This is a genomic window from Streptomyces synnematoformans, from assembly GCF_039531005.1.
Classification (GTDB): domain Bacteria; phylum Actinomycetota; class Actinomycetes; order Streptomycetales; family Streptomycetaceae; genus Streptomyces; species Streptomyces synnematoformans.
The window spans coordinates 1-16,523 of sequence record NZ_BAAAPF010000149.1 but is presented as its reverse complement, the minus strand read 5'-3'; the positions used below and the strand labels follow the sequence as shown (position 1 = coordinate 16,523).

The 16,523-nt window shown below is 73.3% G+C and carries 19 protein-coding genes and 1 pseudogene; 6 read left to right on the top strand and 14 right to left on the bottom strand.

Features of this window, described 5'->3' with window-relative positions; translation table 11 throughout:
* The 4 genes and pseudogenes from ABD317_RS21180 to ABD317_RS21165 form a co-directional block, all read right to left on the bottom strand.
* A pseudogene (locus tag ABD317_RS21180) lies at positions 1 to 197 on the bottom strand (AI-2E family transporter); the annotation flags it as partial.
* Between the two features lie 210 nt (positions 198 to 407).
* Positions 408 to 1,127, bottom strand: a complete 720-nt coding sequence (locus ABD317_RS21175; protein ID WP_344291512.1) for an aggregation-promoting factor C-terminal-like domain-containing protein — start codon at positions 1,125 to 1,127, stop codon at positions 408 to 410.
* Between the two features lie 416 nt (positions 1,128 to 1,543).
* Positions 1,544 to 2,869: an RNA 5'-3' helicase PhoH2 gene (gene phoH2 / locus ABD317_RS21170; RefSeq protein WP_344291510.1), complete on the bottom strand. Its 1,326-nt coding sequence runs from the start codon at positions 2,867 to 2,869 to the stop codon at positions 1,544 to 1,546.
* A 571-nt stretch (positions 2,870 to 3,440) separates the two neighbouring features.
* Positions 3,441 to 4,220 carry an isoprenyl transferase gene (locus ABD317_RS21165; RefSeq protein WP_027754500.1) on the bottom strand — a complete coding sequence of 260 codons (780 nt, stop codon included), beginning with the start codon at positions 4,218 to 4,220 and terminating at the stop codon, positions 3,441 to 3,443.
* Between the two features lie 117 nt (positions 4,221 to 4,337).
* Here ABD317_RS21165 and mgrA point away from each other — a divergent pair, with 117 nt between their 5' ends.
* Positions 4,338 to 5,375 (top strand): L-glyceraldehyde 3-phosphate reductase, encoded by a 1,038-nt coding sequence (gene mgrA, locus ABD317_RS21160; RefSeq protein ID WP_078627656.1) that lies wholly within the window; start codon positions 4,338 to 4,340, stop codon positions 5,373 to 5,375.
* Between the two features lie 303 nt (positions 5,376 to 5,678).
* On the opposite strand, the gene ABD317_RS21155 is transcribed toward mgrA, so the two are convergent.
* A complete protein-coding gene (locus ABD317_RS21155; RefSeq protein ID WP_344291509.1) occupies positions 5,679 to 6,407 on the bottom strand; it encodes a prepilin peptidase in 729 nt (242 codons plus the stop codon).
* Positions 6,408 to 6,590: 183 nt separating this feature from the next.
* Here ABD317_RS21155 and ABD317_RS21150 point away from each other — a divergent pair, with 183 nt between their 5' ends.
* The 4 genes from ABD317_RS21150 (at position 6,591) to ABD317_RS21135 (ending at position 9,011) form a co-directional block, all read left to right on the top strand.
* On the top strand, positions 6,591 to 6,980 hold the full coding sequence (locus ABD317_RS21150; protein ID WP_344291508.1) for a DUF192 domain-containing protein: 390 nt from the start codon (positions 6,591 to 6,593) through the stop codon (positions 6,978 to 6,980).
* A 179-nt stretch (positions 6,981 to 7,159) separates the two neighbouring features.
* A complete protein-coding gene (locus tag ABD317_RS21145) occupies positions 7,160 to 8,098 on the top strand; it encodes a DUF1444 domain-containing protein (RefSeq protein WP_344291507.1) in 939 nt (312 codons plus the stop codon).
* Between the two features lie 184 nt (positions 8,099 to 8,282).
* Positions 8,283 to 8,618 (top strand): hypothetical protein, encoded by a 336-nt coding sequence (locus tag ABD317_RS21140; protein ID WP_344291506.1) that lies wholly within the window; start codon positions 8,283 to 8,285, stop codon positions 8,616 to 8,618.
* A 174-nt stretch (positions 8,619 to 8,792) separates the two neighbouring features.
* Complete coding sequence (locus ABD317_RS21135; RefSeq protein ID WP_344291505.1) at positions 8,793 to 9,011, top strand: DUF397 domain-containing protein; 219 nt, start codon at positions 8,793 to 8,795, stop codon at positions 9,009 to 9,011.
* 36 nt (positions 9,012 to 9,047) lie between these two features.
* On the opposite strand, the gene ABD317_RS21130 is transcribed toward ABD317_RS21135, so the two are convergent.
* The 4 genes from ABD317_RS21130 to ABD317_RS21115 all read right to left on the bottom strand — a co-directional run bounded on the left by ABD317_RS21130 (position 9,048) and on the right by ABD317_RS21115 (position 11,117).
* Positions 9,048 to 9,674: an OmpA family protein gene (locus ABD317_RS21130; protein WP_344291504.1), complete on the bottom strand. Its 627-nt coding sequence runs from the start codon at positions 9,672 to 9,674 to the stop codon at positions 9,048 to 9,050.
* A 13-nt stretch (positions 9,675 to 9,687) separates the two neighbouring features.
* Positions 9,688 to 10,272, bottom strand: coding sequence for a hypothetical protein (locus ABD317_RS21125; RefSeq protein ID WP_344291503.1), 585 nt, complete (start codon positions 10,270 to 10,272; stop codon positions 9,688 to 9,690).
* A gap of 18 nt (positions 10,273 to 10,290) precedes the next feature.
* Positions 10,291 to 10,569 carry a hypothetical protein gene (locus tag ABD317_RS21120; RefSeq protein ID WP_344291513.1) on the bottom strand — a complete coding sequence of 93 codons (279 nt, stop codon included), beginning with the start codon at positions 10,567 to 10,569 and terminating at the stop codon, positions 10,291 to 10,293.
* A gap of 341 nt (positions 10,570 to 10,910) precedes the next feature.
* Positions 10,911 to 11,117, bottom strand: a complete 207-nt coding sequence (locus ABD317_RS21115) for a hypothetical protein (protein ID WP_344291502.1) — start codon at positions 11,115 to 11,117, stop codon at positions 10,911 to 10,913.
* A gap of 291 nt (positions 11,118 to 11,408) precedes the next feature.
* Between ABD317_RS21115 and ABD317_RS21110 the strand changes: the two genes are divergently transcribed.
* Positions 11,409 to 12,281 (top strand): LLM class flavin-dependent oxidoreductase, encoded by an 873-nt coding sequence (locus ABD317_RS21110; protein ID WP_344291501.1) that lies wholly within the window; start codon positions 11,409 to 11,411, stop codon positions 12,279 to 12,281.
* Between the two features lie 111 nt (positions 12,282 to 12,392).
* On the opposite strand, the gene ABD317_RS21105 is transcribed toward ABD317_RS21110, so the two are convergent.
* The 5 genes from ABD317_RS21105 to ABD317_RS21085 form a co-directional block, all read right to left on the bottom strand.
* Positions 12,393 to 13,292, bottom strand: a complete 900-nt coding sequence (locus ABD317_RS21105) for a DUF5936 domain-containing protein (protein ID WP_344291500.1) — start codon at positions 13,290 to 13,292, stop codon at positions 12,393 to 12,395.
* A 15-nt stretch (positions 13,293 to 13,307) separates the two neighbouring features.
* Positions 13,308 to 14,243: a type II secretion system F family protein gene (locus ABD317_RS21100; protein WP_344291499.1), complete on the bottom strand. Its 936-nt coding sequence runs from the start codon at positions 14,241 to 14,243 to the stop codon at positions 13,308 to 13,310.
* Entirely contained in the window at positions 14,243 to 15,577 is a 1,335-nt protein-coding gene (locus ABD317_RS21095) for an ATPase, T2SS/T4P/T4SS family (protein WP_027754513.1), read from the bottom strand. The genes ABD317_RS21100 and ABD317_RS21095 overlap by 1 nt, the downstream gene beginning before the upstream one ends.
* 2 nt (positions 15,578 to 15,579) lie before the next feature.
* Positions 15,580 to 16,092 (bottom strand): TadE family protein, encoded by a 513-nt coding sequence (locus ABD317_RS21090; protein ID WP_344291498.1) that lies wholly within the window; start codon positions 16,090 to 16,092, stop codon positions 15,580 to 15,582.
* A gap of 2 nt (positions 16,093 to 16,094) precedes the next feature.
* A partial coding sequence (locus ABD317_RS21085) for a TadE/TadG family type IV pilus assembly protein (protein ID WP_344291497.1) occupies positions 16,095 to 16,523 on the bottom strand: 429 nt, incomplete at its 5' end.

The window sequence follows — 16,523 nt, the reverse complement described above, 5'->3', positions numbered from 1 at the left end:
GGCGGCGGGCCGGGGGCCCGCGCGGCGGCGGCCGGTTCGGCGGGCTCGGGTACGTCCACGGGGGCGGCGGCCGCGACGACGGGCCGCCCGGCGCCGGACTTCTCCGCGGCGGCAGCGGCGGCAGCGGCCCGGCGCCGCTCCGCCAGCCGGCTGGCCCGCTCACCCACCCCGCCGAGCCAGTCCGTCATCTTCGACATAGCAGTCCTCACGCCGCCCACGGCCCCGCCGCAGTCCTCCGTCACCCGCTCCGACCGTACACGGCCCGTGCCTGCGGGCGCGGGCGCTCGACCAACTAGGACGTGCCGGACACGAGCGGCGGTTCCGTGCGCATGCGACGCACACGGGAAACGCCCCCGGCGGCGGGGCCGGGGGCGTTGGCAGCGGGGCGGCGCGAGGCCGCACGAGACTCAGTAGTAGCCGTTGGCCTGCCAGTACTCCCAGCCGCCGCAGGGGCTGCCGTAGCGGTCGTTCATGTAGTTCAGGCCCCACTCGATCTGCGTGGCCGGGTTGGTCTGCCAGTCGGCGCCGGCCGACGCCATCTTCCCGGCGGGCAGCGCCTGCATCAGCCCGTACGCGCCGGAGCTGGGGTTGGTGGCGGTGTAGTCCCAGCCGGACTCGTGGTCGACGATGTTGCTGAAGCACTGGTACTGGTCGGCCGGCACCATCTGCTGGGCCATGGCCTGCACTTCGGCGACGGAGTAGGACGACTGCGGCGCGAAGTCGCCCGCGTCGGCGGAGGTCGACTCGGCCTCGGCCGCTGCCGCCTCGGCGGCCTCGCGCTCCGCCTCGGCCGCGGCCTCCTCGGCCGCCTTGCGCTCGGCGGCCTCCTTCTTCTCCTCCGCGGCCTGGGCCGCGGACTTGCGCGCCGCCTCCTCGGCAGCCTTGCGGGCGTCCGTGTGTGCGGCGTCGGCCTGCGCGTCCGCCTGCTCCGTGAGCGAGGCGGTCTGCACCTGGGCCGTGGCGCCAGCGGGTACGTCGGCGAGGAGCGTCGCGTCGGCGGCGGTCGCCTCGACGTTGTCCGTCGAGTCGCCCTTCTCCGCGCCCGTGGCCACGCCGACGACAGCGCCGACGGAGGTGACCGCGGTGGCGGAGGCCACGGCGAAACCCCGGACCGAAATCCGGCTCACACAAAGTCCTTCCAGCGTCGTCCGCTTCGGTGACCTCGCGGACGCGTCTTGTGCCCCTGACACTGGCCTCCCCTTGTTCCGGACCGCCGACTGCGGCGGACCGACTGGCCACGGGAGGCGCGGGCCCGGCAGCCCCCGCGTCCGCGGGGGCCGGTACAGCGCTCGGGCGGCGTACGGCGGCTCTGTTCAGTTGAGGCGTTCTGCACCGGGTCGGTGCGGGGCCGTACGCAGGGCCTGACGAGTCCCAGACTCTGCCGGAGACGGACGCCCGGACGCAATTCCCCGTCCAGTGGGAAAGCTCACATCGCGTTTGACCCCCGCCGTTGACGGAAACCCGTGCGCGGCACTGGGCGCAACAGCTAGGCTGCTGCGCCCAGTTCGCACGGGTGCGGAGAAGCACGGGAAGCAGTATCCCGCTATACCCGCCCGTCCTCCAGCATTTCGGTCACCAGCGCGGCGATCGGCGACCGCTCGGAGCGGTTGAGCGTCACGTGGGCGAAAAGCGGATGCCCCTTCAGCTTCTCGACCACGGCCACCACGCCGTCGTAACGGCCGACGCGCAGATTGTCCCGCTGCGCCACGTCATGGGTGAGTACGACCCGGGAGTTCGTCCCGATCCGGGAGAGCACGGTCAGCAGCACGTTGCGCTCCAGCGACTGCGCCTCGTCCACGATGACGAACGCGTCGTGCAGCGAGCGGCCCCGGATGTGGGTCAGCGGCAGCACTTCGAGCATGCCGCGCGCGATGACCTCCTCGATCACCTCGCGCGAGGTGACCGCGGACAGGGTGTCGAAGACCGCCTGCGCCCACGGGCTCATCTTCTCGGCCTCGGTGCCGGGCAGATAGCCCAGCTCCTGGCCGCCGACCGCGTACAGCGGGCGGAAGACCATCACCTTCTGGTGCTGCCGGCGCTCCAGCACCGACTCCAGGCCCGCGCACAGCGCCAGCGCGGACTTGCCCGTACCGGCGCGCCCGCCCATGGAGACGATGCCGACGTCCTCGTCCACCAGCAGGTCCAGCGCGATCCGCTGCTCGGCGCTGCGGCCGTGGATCCCGAACACCTCCCGGTCGCCGCGCACCAGCCGCACCCGCCCGTCCGGCGTCACCCGGCCCAGCGCCCGGCCGCGCTCGGACTGCAGGACGAGCCCGGTGTGCACCGGCAGGTCGTCCGCCTCGGGCACCGAGACGACCTCCGCGGCGAACAGTTCGTCGACCTGCCCGCCGCTGAGCATCAGCTCGGACATCCCGGTCCAGCCGGAGTCCGTGATGGCCAGCTCCGCGCGGTACTCCTCGGCCGCCAGGCCGACGGACGACGCCTTGATGCGCAGCGGCAGGTCCTTGGACACGACGGTGACGTCCTGCCCCTCGGCCTGCAGGTTGCGCGCGACGGCCAGGATGCGGGAGTCGTTGTCGCCCAGCCGGCCGTGCTGGTTGAGGAGGGCGGCGGGGAGGACCCCGATGTCGCTGTGGTTCAGCTCCACCCGCAGGGTGCCGCCGAGGTCGCCCAGCGGGATCGGGGCGTCGAGCCGGCCGTACTTGACCCGGTACTCGTCGAGCTGGCGGAGCGCCTGGCGGGCGAAGTAGCCCAGCTCCGGATGGTGCCGCTTGGCCTCGAGTTCGGTGACCACCACGACGGGCAGCACCACCTCGTGTTCGTCGAACCGCGCCATGGCCCTGGGATCGGCCAGCAGGACGCTCGTGTCGAGGACATAGGTGCGCCGGTCAGGCTTCTTGCTGTTCACCGGGCACCTCCGTTGGCCCCTGCCCTTACGCAACGTGTACGATCAGCTACGCTGATCGAGAACCAAGACAGCACAGCATCACCGTGCGTCAGCGAGAACCAAGCGCGCACATGCACCACCTAGATGGGCAACAAGATCCCGGGCTGGTTTCAACCCGGCTGGTGTTGATCGTGGAAGACCTGCTCGTCCGTAGGGCGAACGGGCGGCGTGAGCCAGAAATCCCCCTGCTTCGGCCGGGGGAGGATTCAACACGGATGGACGAACCCCCTCGGATGAGGTCGGCACGCGACGGAGTCGCGGGGATCGGGCCGGGCGTCCGGCCCCGTGCGGCCACGCGGACGCGCAGGACCGGGCCCCGGCCCTCCGCGTCGTCCGTACGTGCGCCAGTGCGCTGTGCACGGGCCTCGTGATGCGGCGCGTGGTGCAAAGGGCCCTCCCGGGCGGGCGGTGCGGTGGACCGCCTGCTAGCACGGATATTCCCTCGCGGACCCCGGGGCATGCAATGCCCGGGGCCGACGGGCCGTACCGGTGACTACCCGGTGAAGGGGGTGAAAGGTGCGTCGAAGGGGTTTCAGCCGCCGAAGCGGCGGTGGCGGGCCGCGTAGTCGCGCAGGGCGCGCAGGAAGTCGACGCGGCGGAAGGCGGGCCAGAAGACCTCGCAGAAGTAGTACTCGGAGTGCGCCGACTGCCAGAGCATGAACCCGGACAGCCGCTGTTCGCCGCTGGTGCGGATCACCAGGTCGGGGTCGGGCTGGCCGCGGGTGTAGAGGTGCTCGGCGATGTCCTCCACCTCGACGGTCTCGGCCACGTCGGCGAGCGTACGGCCCTGGTCGGCGGCGTCGCCGAGCATCGAGCGGACGGCGTCGGCGATCTCCTGCCGGCCGCCGTAGGCGACGGCGACGTTGACCAGGACGGCGCCGCTGCCGGGCCCGGTGACCACGTCGTGGGTGCTCTCCTCCGCCTCCTTGAGCACCTGCCGGGTCTGCAGGGGCAGCAGGTCGAGGTTGCCGACGTGGTGCACCCGCGCGGCGCCGTCCGCGGCGACGGCGGCGACGGCCTCCTCGATGATGGCGAGCAGCGGGTTCAGCTCGGGCTCCGGCCGGTCCAGGTTGTCGGTGGACAGCAGCCAGAGGGTGAGCACCTCCACGTCGGTCTCGCGGCACCAGCGGATGAGTTCGTGGATCTTCTCCGCCCCCGCCTGGTGGCCCTGCTCGGTGGTGCCGCCCGCGGCACGCGCCCAGCGACGGTTGCCGTCCAGGATGACGCCGACGTGCTTGGGCACGCGGGCCGGGTCGAGGCGACGCTCCAGGCGCCTCTCGTATACGCGATACACGATGCCGCGCCAGGTCATCCCGCGTTCAGCCCTTCCGTCGCACGATCGGAGTACCCCCCGGAAGGCGCCACAGTACTGCCCGTTGTGCCACAGTCCTGTCACAGGGGCGCACCGGGTTCGTGATAGGCAGGTTTTGTGAACAGTCTCTTGCCTTACCTGCCAGCTGACACCCGCTACGACGCGATGACCTACCGCCGGACGGGTCGCAGCGGCCTGAAGCTCCCGGAGATCTCCCTCGGCCTCTGGCACAACTTCGGCGACGACCGCTCGCTTACGTCGCAGCGCGCCATCCTGCGGCGCGCGTTCGACCTCGGCGTGACCCACTTCGACCTGGCGAACAACTACGGCCCGCCGCCCGGCTCCGCGGAGGAGAACTTCGGCCGGCTCTTCGCCGACGACTTCCGCCCGTACCGCGACGAGCTGGTGCTGTCGACGAAGGCCGGCTACCTGATGCAGCCCGGGCCGTACGGCGAGTGGGGCTCGCGCAAGTACCTGCTGTCGTCGCTGGACGCCTCGCTGCGCCGCATGGGCGTGGAGTACGTCGACATCTTCTACTCCCACCGCTACGACCCGGACACCCCGCTGGAGGAGACGATGGGCGCCCTGGCGTCCGCCGTGCAGCAGGGCAAGGCGCTGTACGTCGGCGTCTCCTCGTACACCGCGGAGCAGACGCGCGCGGCCGCCGCGCTGCTGCGGGAGATGGGCGTACGGCCGCTGATCCACCAGCCCTCGTACTCGATGATCAACCGCTGGACCGAGGACGACGAGCTGCTCGACACCCTGGAGGCCGAGGGCATGGGCTGCATCTCTTTCGCGCCGCTGGCGCAGGGGATGCTGACCGACAAGTACCTGAACGGCATCCCGGCGGGGTCGCGGGCCGCGCAGAACAAGTCGCTGGACCCGAAGCTGCTGACGGAGGAGGTCGTGCGGCGGCTGCGCGGGCTGAACGAGATCGCGGAGCGGCGCGGGCAGTCGCTGGCGCAGCTGGCGCTGGGCTGGGTGCTGCGGGACCCGCGGATGACGTCGGCGCTCATCGGCGCGTCGAGCGTGGCGCAGCTGGAGGCGAACGTCGCGGCGCTCGGCGCGCCGGAGCTGACGGCGGACGAGCTGGCGGAGATCGACGGCTTCGCGAAGACGACGAGCGGGGTCAACATCTGGGCCGGACGCGGCTGAGCGGCCGCGCCGGGCGCGTCCCCGCCCCCGTTCCGGCGGGGCCGGGGGCGGCGGCCCGGGGCAGAGAAAACGGGCCGGTCCGTGGGGGGGATACGGACCGGCCCGAGGGGGGGAGTTCCACCATAACCCAGGGTGAGGGGTGCTCAGTACCGGAACGGACGGCTCACCTCGAAATGTGCTCGCCCGGTGACGGTACGTATACGAACTCCGCTGCGATCACGTCACCCGCACGGGGCCTTCCGAGGGCCACGGGAGGGGTTCGGGGGGCGTACGGGGCGGGTGCGCAGCCCCGGCCCGCGCTGCTCAGCCGGCCGCGAGCCCCCCGACGACGAGCCCGGCGAAGGCCCCGACGATCATGAACGGGCCGAACGCGATGCCCGTCTTCCGGCCCACCCTGCGGGCCGCGAGCAGGGTGACCGCGTACCCCGCACCCAGCAGCAGCCCGAAGAACGAGCCGGTGAACAGGACGTCCCAGCCGTACCAGCCGAGCGCGACGCCCAGCACGAGCGCCAGCTTCACGTCCCCGAAGCCCATGGCGGCGGGGTTCACGAAGAAGAGCAGGAAGTAGACGGCCCCCAGCGTGATGCCGCCCAGAAGGGCGCGTGTCCACGATCCCGCGCCCCCTACGAGCGCCGCACCCCCCAGCAGCACCACGGCCGCCCCCGCGAGGGGCAGCGTCAGCACGTCCGGGAGGCGCCGCACCGCCCGGTCGACGGCGAAGAGCAGCACCCCGAACGGGGCGAGCAGCAGCCAGACGGCCGTCTCGGGCTCGGCGCCGGCGGCGCCGGTGAGCGCGGCGCACGCGACGGCGGTCGCGGCCGCCGGCAGCAGGGTGCCCGGCCCGTACGGGTCGCCCCCGCACTCCGCACACGCCGCCGGGCCGGCCCAGCCGCGGAGCGGGTGCTCCTGCGGGCAGCGGTCGCGCCAGGGCTCGTCGGCGGCCACGGAGAGCCGGTAGGCGGCCCGCGGCAGCAGGGCCCCGCCGCCGGCGCCGGAGCCGCCGGCGAGGACGCCGAGGAGGACGGCGAGCACGGAGGTGAGCCTAACGGCGCCCCGGCGCCCCGGGCAGGGGCGGGGCGGGCACTGCGGGGGCTGCCGGGCGGAGACGGCGGGGCGTGGACGGCACGGCGGGGCGGTACGGTGGCGGCCCGGTGCCCGGGGGCCCCGCGGGGTCCGGCTCCGGGCGCGTAGCCACGCCACGGGGAGCTGCCCGCCATGCCCGACCGGCCCGACTGGCCCGACGGACCGGCCACGCTCACCGTCGGCCGCGACCCGGCGCCGCTGCCGCTGGAGGTGGCGTCCTCCTTCGCCCGCCGCAGCCGCGGCCTCCTCGGCCGCGACGGCCTGGCCGGCGCCCTGCTCCTCACCCCCGCCCAGGGCGTGCACACCCTCGGCATGCGCTTCGCCATCGACGTCGCGTACCTCGACCGCGGGCTGGCGGTCCTGGCCGTACGCACCATGCGCCCCGGCCGCATCGGCCGCCCCCGGCTGCGCGCCCGGCACGTACTGGAGGCGGAGGCCGGCGCGTTCGCCCGCTGGGGCGTACGGCCCGGGGTGCGCCTCGCCGTCGGCGCCGCACCGCCGGCGGAGACGGACGCGGACTGACGGGAGCGGACTGACGGCAGCGGGCTGGCGGGAGCGGGCTGCGCCGGGCGGCAGGCGGGCCGGGAGGCGGGGCCGTCAGAGGCGATCGCTACGATCGAAAACGACCGTGATCGTGGGCCGGGCGGCCGGGCCGCCCGGCCGTCGCGCGGAGGACGTACAGACGTACAGGGGGCACCACCGTGGGCATATTCGGCCGCAAGCCGCGCCGCGACGCGCGGGACACCACGCGCGACGCCTCGTTCGAGTTCTTCTCCGAGGACGAGGGCGCCCGCTTCCGCGCCGGCGTCCACGCGGCGTTCGCCGAGCAGGGGTTGGAGGTGACGGTCGGCGCGGACGCCGTGACCGACAGCTCCGGCCGGCAGTTCGGCCTGGGCAACCTGGCGGCGGTCTGCCACAACGACTCCCGCGGCCCGCGCGTCTGGCCCGAGCTGACCCGCCGCCACATCGGCATCATGCTGCGGGCCATGGACGGCCCGTCGGTGCTGGACACCATGCCGGCCGAGAAGTTCCGCGCCCAGCTCTACCCGCGGCTGCTGCCCGACGAGATGGCCGGGTCCGACGGCTTCGACTACGCGCGCCCGCTCGCCGAGGGGCTGCGCGAGGTCCTCGCGCTCGACCTCCCGGAGAGCGTCATGGTCCTCCCCCGCTCCTCGCTGGAGCACTTCGGCGACGTCCCAGCGCTGCGCGAGCGGGCGCTGGACAACCTGCGCAGGCTGCCGGTCGAGTCGCACGAGACGGTCGAGCAGGAGAAGGGCGCAGGCGTCGACGTCGTCATGGGCGAGTCGATGTTCACGGCGAGCCGGGTGCTGACGCTGGACGAGCTGGTCCCCCGGGTCACCGGCCGCGGCCTGAGCACCGACGGCGCGCTGGTGGCGATGCCGTTCCGGCACCAGCTCGCGTTCCACGCGATACGCGACCGGCACGTGATCGCGGGCCTCAACACCCTCGCGCAGTTCGCCGCGGCCGGCTTCGAGGAGGGGGTCGGGCGGATCACGCCGGACGTCTACTGGTGGCGCGCCGGTGCGCTGACCCGCCTCAGCACGCTGGCGGAGGACGGCATCAAGATCACGGTGGACGGGGAGTTCCAGGCGGTGCTGGAGCGGCTCATCGAGGGCTGATCCCCCGTCGGCCGGCAGGCCCCCTGCGGGCGTACGGGATTGCTCCGCGGTGGACCTCCGGTGACCCGCGTGCCAACGCCCCGCGACGTGCTCCGGGGCGCCCTGGCACGCGCGCGTGCAACGTGCCACGGTGGTGGGCCGTAGAGCCTGCGGAAGCCTGCGCAGGGAGCCGAAGGAAGCAGCCATGGGCGACTGGTGGTCCATCGAGGTGTTCGACGCGCACTCCTCCGCACTGCGGTGGAAGGACGCGTACGAGTACGCGCTCGTCGAGTCGGCGATCAGCAACCGGGCGTCGAGGTGGGAGTGGCACGTGCACTCCCGCGGAATCGTCTTCGAGATCGCGTTCCGGGAGGAGGGCGACGCGGAGGCGTGGCGGCGGCTCCCCGGCGTACGGGCGGCCTTCGACGCCGTGCCCGACCCGGTGGCCGGCGTCGTCGTCCGGCACGGGCCGGGCATCGGCTCCGGCTGCTGCGGGCACCGCCGCCCCGCACAGGCCGAGGGCGGTCCCGCCGACCGGTAGGCGCGGAGGCGCGGTAGGCGCAGGAGGCGCAGGAGGCGGAGGCGCCCGCGGGAACGTGCGGGAACTAAGTGCCGGTCCGCGTCGTCATTCGTTTCAAGGCCATGTGCCCGCAATGGGCGGCCTTGGGCGCGTCGTGGTCCGGCGCGCGGTACGTGACCATACGGCGGGAGACCGATGAGCACCGAGCACAGCCCTGACGGCCTGGAATGGCGGAGGAGCAGCTACAGCGGCGGGGCCGGGGCCAAGTGCGTGGAGGTCGCCGCGGGGGACGGGGTGGTGCACGTGCGGGACTCCAAGACGCCGCGGGGGCCGGTGCTGACGTTCACACCGGAGGCGTGGGCGGCGTTCACGGCCTACGCCTGCCGCACGCCGGGGACGGTGCGGAGGTTCTGAGCCGGGGGCGCCGGGTGCCGGCGGGCGTCGTCCCGGTCACTGCCCCCGGGGGAAGCTCACTTCCACCCGGCGGTTCTTCTTGCGGCCGGCCTCGGTGGAGTTGTCGGCGATGGGGTAGTCCTCGCTGTAGCCGCGGACGACGTAGGTGATCTCGCCGGACCGCAGGGTGTTGGTCAGCTCCTGGTGAACGGCGTTGGCGCGGTTCTTGGAGAGGGTGACGCCGTGCTCGTACGACCCGAGGTCGTCGGTGAAGCCGAAGACGCGCACGGTGTCGGGGTCGTTCTGCTCGATCTCGTCGGCGATGACGGCGATCCGGGACCGCGCCTGGCCGGTGAGCCGGGCGCTGTCCTTGGGAAAGAGCACCTCGGCCTGCAGGGCGATGGTGATGGTCGAGTTGGAGTCGGACCGCCGCTCCTCGCCGCCCTGGGTCTCGACGACGGAGACGATGTCGAGGACCTTGGGGTCGGCGAGGGTGGCGCCGTCCTCCAGCCGGAGGTCGGGGTCGTTCGCGTCGGTCTCGACGGGGGGCGGTGCGGAGGTGCTGGTGCCGGGCGGGGAGGACGGGACGGGGACGTCGTCCTGCGCGGGGAGGGCCTGCGCCGCGCCGGGGGTGGCGACGAGGAAGGAGGCGAGGGCGAGCGCGGCGGCTGTGCGGGAGGGCATCGCGGTGCTCACCTCAGTTCGTGATCTCGATCGTGACGGGTGGGAACGTGGGCAGCTGGAACTCGACCTCGGTGGTCTCGTCGGGCGGAGCGGGGAACTGGATGTAGACGGGGACGGTCTTGCCCGCTTCGAGGAGGGTGAGCCCGGAGGTGCACAGGCAGCGCTTGTCGGTGTCGCGCAGGGCGTAGTAGCGCTTCTTGCCATCGGTGTCCACCAGCGTGGCGCCCATGAGCGAGGTCTTGTCCACCCCCTGCTCGCTGCCGGACCACAGGTGCGTGTCCAAGTAGTCCGCGTCGCCGGTGTTCTCCAGTTCTCCGTTCATCGTCACGAAGCCGCCGGAGTCGCGCTCAAGTTCCATGATGCCCAGGACGACGCCGGCCTGGTTCTTCACCTCGGCGACCGGTTCCTCGGGGACGTCCGCCTCGCCCACCTCCTGCCCCCCGCCCTCTTGGCCGTTCTTGTCCTGCGCCGCCGGGGACTCCGACGTCTTTCCGTCGTCGTCCCCGCCGCCGCAGCCGGCGGCGGAGAGCGTCAGGCCGACCGCCAGCGCCGCGGCGGCGACTCCTCGGACCGCTCTGCTCGTACCCCACATGGTCATGTGCCAGGTTCCTTCGTTTCATTCGACGAGACGTACGGAGAAGAGATCCCCCGCGTCGGGGAGGACGTCGATGTCCTCGGGATCGATGGACCAGTCGCGGTCGTCGCAGTCGAGCTCCAGCGGCGGCGGCTTGTCCCGGTCTTCGTCCTCATCCCCGCCGTTTCCTCCGCCGTTGTCCTCGGGCTCCTTCAGGCCGCAGCGGGATTCGAGGACCGCCGTCGCCGTGGCCTCGGAGCGTTTGCTCTCCGTTCCCGGTACGAGCGTGTCGCCGATGGCCTCCCGGTTGCGTACGGTCACGGTGAAGCCGTCGTCCGGGTCGTAGACACGGTCGCACGCGGTCGTGTCCGCGTTGTTCCTGGCGGCGAAGTCCTGCGCCGCGGCGCAGGCGGACCCGTACTCGAAGCCTTCGCCGCCGATGATCTCGTCCCACGAACCCGGGTCGCGGAGCGTGTCCAGCAGTCCCTCCGACAGTTGCTCACGCGCGTCGTGAGCCGCGGCCAGCGCCGCGGCGTCGGCCGCGCCCTGGGCGTCGTTGCGGTTCGCCGCGGCCTGGCCGACGGCGAAGTACGCGACGGCCAGAAAGAGCAGCCCGGCGATGGCCGTGATGTAGAGGGGAAACGCCTGCCCGGCATCTGACTTCAGCCGATCTTTCCGATCTGCGCCTTGATCTTGCTGAGGATCAAGTCCCCCAGGCCCGACTGGATCAGCACCAGCACGATCACCACTGCCACCGCGATGATTCCCAGATACTCCACCGCTGTCTGCCCCCGATCGCGCTCGCGCCCGCGGCGCAGCCGCTGCGTCGCGGCCAGGGACCTCAGCAGCACGTCGTTGGGTTTCCACATGCGGTCTACCTCCGGAGTCGGACAGCGCGGCCGTTGCCGTCGGTCCGTCAAGCCAATTGTGTTCCGTAACAGCGGACTTGGCGTCAGGAACGGCCATTTTCCGTCCTCCCCCTCGCCGGCCGCGTTACACCCTGCGGCGGCAGGCCGCCGTCGGCGGCCTCCGTGCGCAGCGTAACCGGCCGCTCGCCGACTGTCCCACACACCCGTGCGCGTGCGAAGAGTGCGGCGCGGAATACCCCGGGATGTCCCGTCCTGCCGGGCGGTGTCGGCTGGTCCGGGTACGGTCGCCGCATGACGAGACTTGCCACCGTGTTCATTCCCCAGTTCCCGCCCGAGCAGCTTCGTCCCGTGGCCCGGGCCGCCGACGAGGCCGGGATTGACGAGTTGTGGGTGTGGGAGGACTGCTTCTACGAGAGCGGGGTCGCCACCGCCGCCGCCGCGCTCGCCTGGACCGAGCGGGTGCACGTCGCCATCGGGATCCTGCCCGTGCCGCTGCGGAACGTCGCGCTGGTCGCCATGGAGACCGCCACCCTGCACCGGCTGTTCCCCGGCCGGGTGACGCTCGGCGTCGGGCACGGGGTGCAGTCGTGGATGGGGCAGGCCGGGGCGCGGGTCGCGTCGCCGTTGACGCTGCTGCGCGAGCACCTCGACGCGCTGCGCGCGCTGTTCGCCGGCGAGCGCGTCACCGTCGACGGGCGGTACGTCAAGCTGGACGGCGTCGAGCTGGCCTGGCCGCCCGCGGAGGCGCCGCCGGTGTTCTCCGGGGGTACGGGGCCCAAGACGCTGCGGCTCACCGGGGAGTCGGCCGACGGGACGATCCTCGCCGGGGGCGCCTCGCCCGAGGTGGTGCGGGAGGCCGCCGAGACGGTACGGGCCGGGCGGGCGGCCGCCGGGCGCGGCGGTGAGCATCCGCTCGTCGCCTCGATCCTCGTCGCCACGGGCCCGGATGCCGAGCGGCGGCTGGCCGAGGACGCCCGCCGGATGGACTGGGACCCGGCCGCGGAGGCTCATGTCGCCGGGGACGCGGCGGCGGTGGCGGCCGCGGTGGACCGCTGGGCGGCGGCCGGGGCGACGACGGTGGTGCTGCAGCCGACCGCCGACGAGCCGGACCCGGTGGCGTTCGTGCGGTGGGTGGCGGAGGAGGTGCGGCCGCTGGTGTCGTAGCACCGCCCCCCGGCCCGGTGGCGGCGGCGCCCCGTCCGCCGCGCCGCCGCATCCGGTCTGCGCCGTCCATGACGTCCGCGCCCGTCCCGGCGGCTCCGCACGCACAGCGCCTCAGTCCGTCAGGATGCCGAACTCCGAGCCCGACCCCAGGTACACCGCCGTCACCAGCAGGATGATCGTCGCCGGCACCATCAGGCTGGTGATCAGCAGGGTGGCCTTCGGGATGGCGCGGGAGGCGCGGCGGCGCGCGTTCTGGGCGTCCGTGCGCCGCTGGTCCGTGGCGATCTGTATGAGCGTCTCGACGATCGGGGCGCCCAGGTCCTCGCCCTGCTGGAGGGCGGTGACGAACTGGGCGACCTGCTCGGAGTCGTTGCGGCGGCGCAGTTCCTCGAACGCCTGGCGGCGGGAGACGCCCATGTCCATCTGGCGCAGGGTGATGCGCAGTTCGTCCGCCCAGGGGCCCGAGTAGCGCTCGCTGACGCGGTCCAGCGCCTGCCGGAAGCCGAGGCCCGCGCTGACGACCACGGCGAGCACGTCGAGGAAGTCGGGCAGCGTGCGCTCGATGACGTCGCGCCGCTTGCGTACGGCCGCCCAGATGCCGACCTCCGCCCAGCCGTAGCCGAACGCGGCCAGCACCAGGGCGCCGACCCACTGGCCGGAGGTGAGCAGGGTGAGGGCGCCGCCGTAGCCGATGGCGGCGTAGACGGCGCGGCGGGCGGCGTAGCGGTCGATCGTCAGGCCACCGGGGTTGCCGGCGCGGTCGATCTTGCGGCGCTTGCTCTCCACCGCCCGCCGGCCCATCAGCTTCAGCACCAGCGGCGCGAACCGCATCCCGAGCCGGTCGATGAGCGAGCCGACGGGGCCGGTGCGGGTGGCGCCGACCTCCAGGGCCACCTGCAGGTCGGTGGGAAGCTTGACCTCGGCGCGGTAGACGCGGATGCCGGTGAGGACGCCGAAGACGGCGAGGCCGGCGGCGGCGGCGAGGAGGAGGCCGGCGGTTGCGTAGTCCATGTGCGTCCCGGCCCCTCAGACGTCGATCTTCGCGAGCCGGCGGATGAGCAGGATGGCCAGCGCGTACAGCCCGACGGCCACCAGCACCGCGCCCTGGCCGAGCGGCGAGGAGCCCATGCGCTCGATGGAGCCGGGCATCACCCGGTCGGTCAGCAGCAGGGTGCCGATGCCCATGACGGGCACCGTGTACGCGGTGAGGGTGACCTGCGACAGCTGGGTGCGCACCTCGCGGCGGGTCTCCTTGCGGTCGTTGAGGGTGCCGGTGAGGTTCCGCAGGGAGGCGACGACCTGGCCGCCGGCCTTGTTGGAGAGCACCAGGGTGGAGACGAGCACGGACAGCTCGCGCGACGGCAGCCGCGCGGCGAGGTCGCCGAGGGCGTCGTCGAGCGGCACGCCGACGGCGAGCTGGTCGGTGACCTTGGTCAGCTCCTCGCCGGCCGGCGCCTCCAGCTCCTCGGCGGCGAGGCCGAGCGCGGTGCGCAGGGCGAGGCCGGCCTGGGTGGCGTTGGCGAGGATGCGGGAGAGGTCGGGCAGCTGGTTGATGAACGCCTCGATGCGTTTCTGCCGCTGCCAGTTGAGGAAGGCGTGCGCGCACCACACCCCGATGAGCCCCGCGATCGGCCCGAAGAACGCGGCGAACAGGGCGTCGGCGAGCAGCCACAGCCCCGCGACGCCGGACACGACGTACACGGTGAACTCGCCCGGGGTGACGTCCAGCCCGGTGGTCGCGATGCGCCGCTCCAGGTACCGGCCGATCCGCGTCGGCCGCACCCGCCGGTCGACCTCCGCGAACCGGCGCCGGGGGCGGCGGTCGCCGGCGTCGGAGAGCCGGTCGAGCAGTTCGGCGCGGCGGGCGCGCCCGGAGGCGTAGACGGCGACGCCGCACACGGCGAGCGTGCCGGCGAGCAGCGACAGGCCGACGACGAGCGCGAACAGCTGCTGGCGGTCCATCACCTCGCCTCCCGCGTCTGCAGATGCCGCTCCGACGGCGCCACCCCGAACGCCGGCGGCACGGACTCGCCGGCGTAGAAGAGGCGGTCGCCGGTGCGCCGCGGCAGCGGCGAGAACTCGAACCGGCCGCGCACGATGCGGTCCGAGCTGATCGGCAGGGCGCGGAAGCGGCAGACGGACACCAGCTGGTAGACCTCCCGGCCGCGGGACGACAGCATGACGATCTCGTCGATCTTCCGGGTGCCGTCGGTGTGCCGCGCGAGCTGCACGATCACGTCGACGGCGGAGTTGATCTGGTCGCGCAGCGCCTCGAACGGCACCTCGACGTCCGACATCGACGCCAGCGTCTGCAGCCGCATCAGCGCGTCCTCGGCGGAGTTGGCGTGGACGGTGGCCAGCGACCCGTCGTGGCCGGTGGACATGGCCTGCAGCATGTCGAGCGTCTCGCCGCCGCGGACCTCGCCGACGATGATGCGGTCGGGGCGCATGCGCAGCGAGTTCCGTACGAGGTCGCGGATGGTGATCCGACCCTTGCCCTCGACGTTCGGCGGGCGCGACTCCAGCCGGATGACGTGCGACTGCTGCAGCTGCAGCTCGGCGGCGTCCTCGACGGTGATGATCCGCTCGTGCTCGGGGATGAGCCCGGACAGCGAGTTCAGCAGGGTCGTCTTCCCGGCGCCCGTGGCGCCGGAGACGATGACGTTGAACTTCGCCCGGACCAGGCCGGAGAGCAGCAGCAGCATGTGCTCGTCGAGGGTGCCGAGCCCGATCAGCTCGGCCATGGTGTACGCGCGCGGGAAGCGGCGGATCGTCAGCGTCGGCCCGGTCAGCGACAGCGGCGGGATGATGACGTTGACGCGCTCGCCGGTCGGCAGCCGGGCGTCGACCATCGGTGTCGACTCGTCGACGCGGCGGTTGACGGTGGAGACGATGCGTTCGATGGTCTGCATCAGCTGCTCGTCGGAGGCGAAGCGCAGCGGCAGCTGCTCGACCCGGCCGGCGCGCTCGACGTAGATGCGGTCGGGGCCGTTGACCATGATCTCGGTGACGCTCGGGTCCTCCAGCAGCGGCTCCAGGATGCCGAGGCCCAGCGCCTCGTCCACGACGCGGCGGATGAGCTGCCCGCGCTCGGCGGTGGAGAGCACCGGGCCCTCGCGGCTGAGGATGTGGCCGAGTACCCGCTCCAGCCGGGCGCGCCGCTCGGCGGGCGACAGCGCCGACATCTCGGCGAGGTCGATCTCCTCCAGCAGCTTGGCGCGGTAGGTGGGGACGAGGGTCTCGCCGTGGCCTTCGGCGGAGTGGTCGGGGGTGGTGATACGGGCCCGGAGGCTCATCGTCAGTCCTCCCCCCGCGGCATGGTCGAGCTGCGCTCCACCGAGCCGAAGTTGTCGACGCCGGGGATGACGGACGGGATCTCGACGGTGGCGGTGACGGTCACCTCGTCGTCGCCGCCGGAGACCGCGAAGCCGGCGTCCAGCCAGTCGCTGATCGACGCGGACCCGGCGGCGCCGGCGGACGAGGGCGGGTCGTCCAGGGACTCCATCCGCGCGGCGGCGCGGGCGGCGGTGCCGGCCTGCGAGGCGGTGTACGCGGCGAGGCCCAGTTGCACGGCGGCGAGCGCGATGAAGATGAGCACGGGCAGGAAGCCGATGTACTCGACGGCGACGGACCCCCGGTCCCCCCGCCGGGACGGCGAGCCCGGTGTGCCGCCGGCCGGCGCGCGGTGTTCGGCCCGAACGCCGGCCCGGGCGCGTGGCCGGGCGCCGCGGCGGGGGCGTGGGGCGGGCGGCTTCCGGCCCTCGGCGGGCCGCGCCGCGCGGTGCGTCCTCGTACGGGGTCTGCTGCGCACCCTCAGCCTCCCTCGTCCGTCGCGCCGGCGGTGCCGCTGACCGTGAACGGGAAGTCCACGCCGCCGGGGAAGAGGACCGGCACCTTCAGGTCGACGGTGGCGGTGGTGACGCCGTTCGACGAGCTGACCGACACCGAGGCGTCCCAGGCGTCCGGCAGGTCCTCCTCCGCCGCGGCGGCTGCGTCCTCTGCGGAGCCGCCGACGGCGGCGGCGCGGGCGGCCATGTCGGCGGCGTTGCCGGCGAGCGAGTAGGTGTAGCCGACGAGGACGAACTGCCAGACGACGACGAGGACCAGCGGGATCAGCGGCAGCGTGCCGGCGAACTCCACCGACACCTGCCCCCGGTCCCCCCAGCGCCGCCCGCGGCGGCCGGGCGCGGAGCCCGGCGCCGCGCCCGGAGCCCCGCCCGGACCGGGGGCAGGTGTCGGTGG

What these genes read in the sequence shown, in the direction of transcription:
- ABD317_RS21165 (WP_027754500.1), bottom strand. Translation starts at nt 4,220, where the DNA reads ATGACCTGGCGCGGCATCGTGTATCGCGTATACGAGAGGCGCCTGGAG.
- ABD317_RS21150 (WP_344291508.1), top strand. Translation starts at nt 6,591, where the DNA reads ATGCCCGACCGGCCCGACTGGCCCGACGGACCGGCCACGCTCACCGTC.
- ABD317_RS21140 (WP_344291506.1), top strand. Translation starts at nt 8,283, where the DNA reads ATGGGCGACTGGTGGTCCATCGAGGTGTTCGACGCGCACTCCTCCGCA.
- ABD317_RS21135 (WP_344291505.1), top strand. Translation starts at nt 8,793, where the DNA reads ATGAGCACCGAGCACAGCCCTGACGGCCTGGAATGGCGGAGGAGCAGC.
- ABD317_RS21130 (WP_344291504.1), bottom strand. Translation starts at nt 9,674, where the DNA reads ATGCCCTCCCGCACAGCCGCCGCGCTCGCCCTCGCCTCCTTCCTCGTC.
- ABD317_RS21125 (WP_344291503.1), bottom strand. Translation starts at nt 10,272, where the DNA reads ATGACCATGTGGGGTACGAGCAGAGCGGTCCGAGGAGTCGCCGCCGCG.
- ABD317_RS21115 (WP_344291502.1), bottom strand. Translation starts at nt 11,117, where the DNA reads ATGTGGAAACCCAACGACGTGCTGCTGAGGTCCCTGGCCGCGACGCAG.
- ABD317_RS21110 (WP_344291501.1), top strand. Translation starts at nt 11,409, where the DNA reads ATGACGAGACTTGCCACCGTGTTCATTCCCCAGTTCCCGCCCGAGCAG.
- ABD317_RS21105 (WP_344291500.1), bottom strand. Translation starts at nt 13,292, where the DNA reads ATGGACTACGCAACCGCCGGCCTCCTCCTCGCCGCCGCCGCCGGCCTC.
- ABD317_RS21100 (WP_344291499.1), bottom strand. Translation starts at nt 14,243, where the DNA reads ATGGACCGCCAGCAGCTGTTCGCGCTCGTCGTCGGCCTGTCGCTGCTC.
- ABD317_RS21095 (WP_027754513.1), bottom strand. Translation starts at nt 15,577, where the DNA reads ATGAGCCTCCGGGCCCGTATCACCACCCCCGACCACTCCGCCGAAGGC.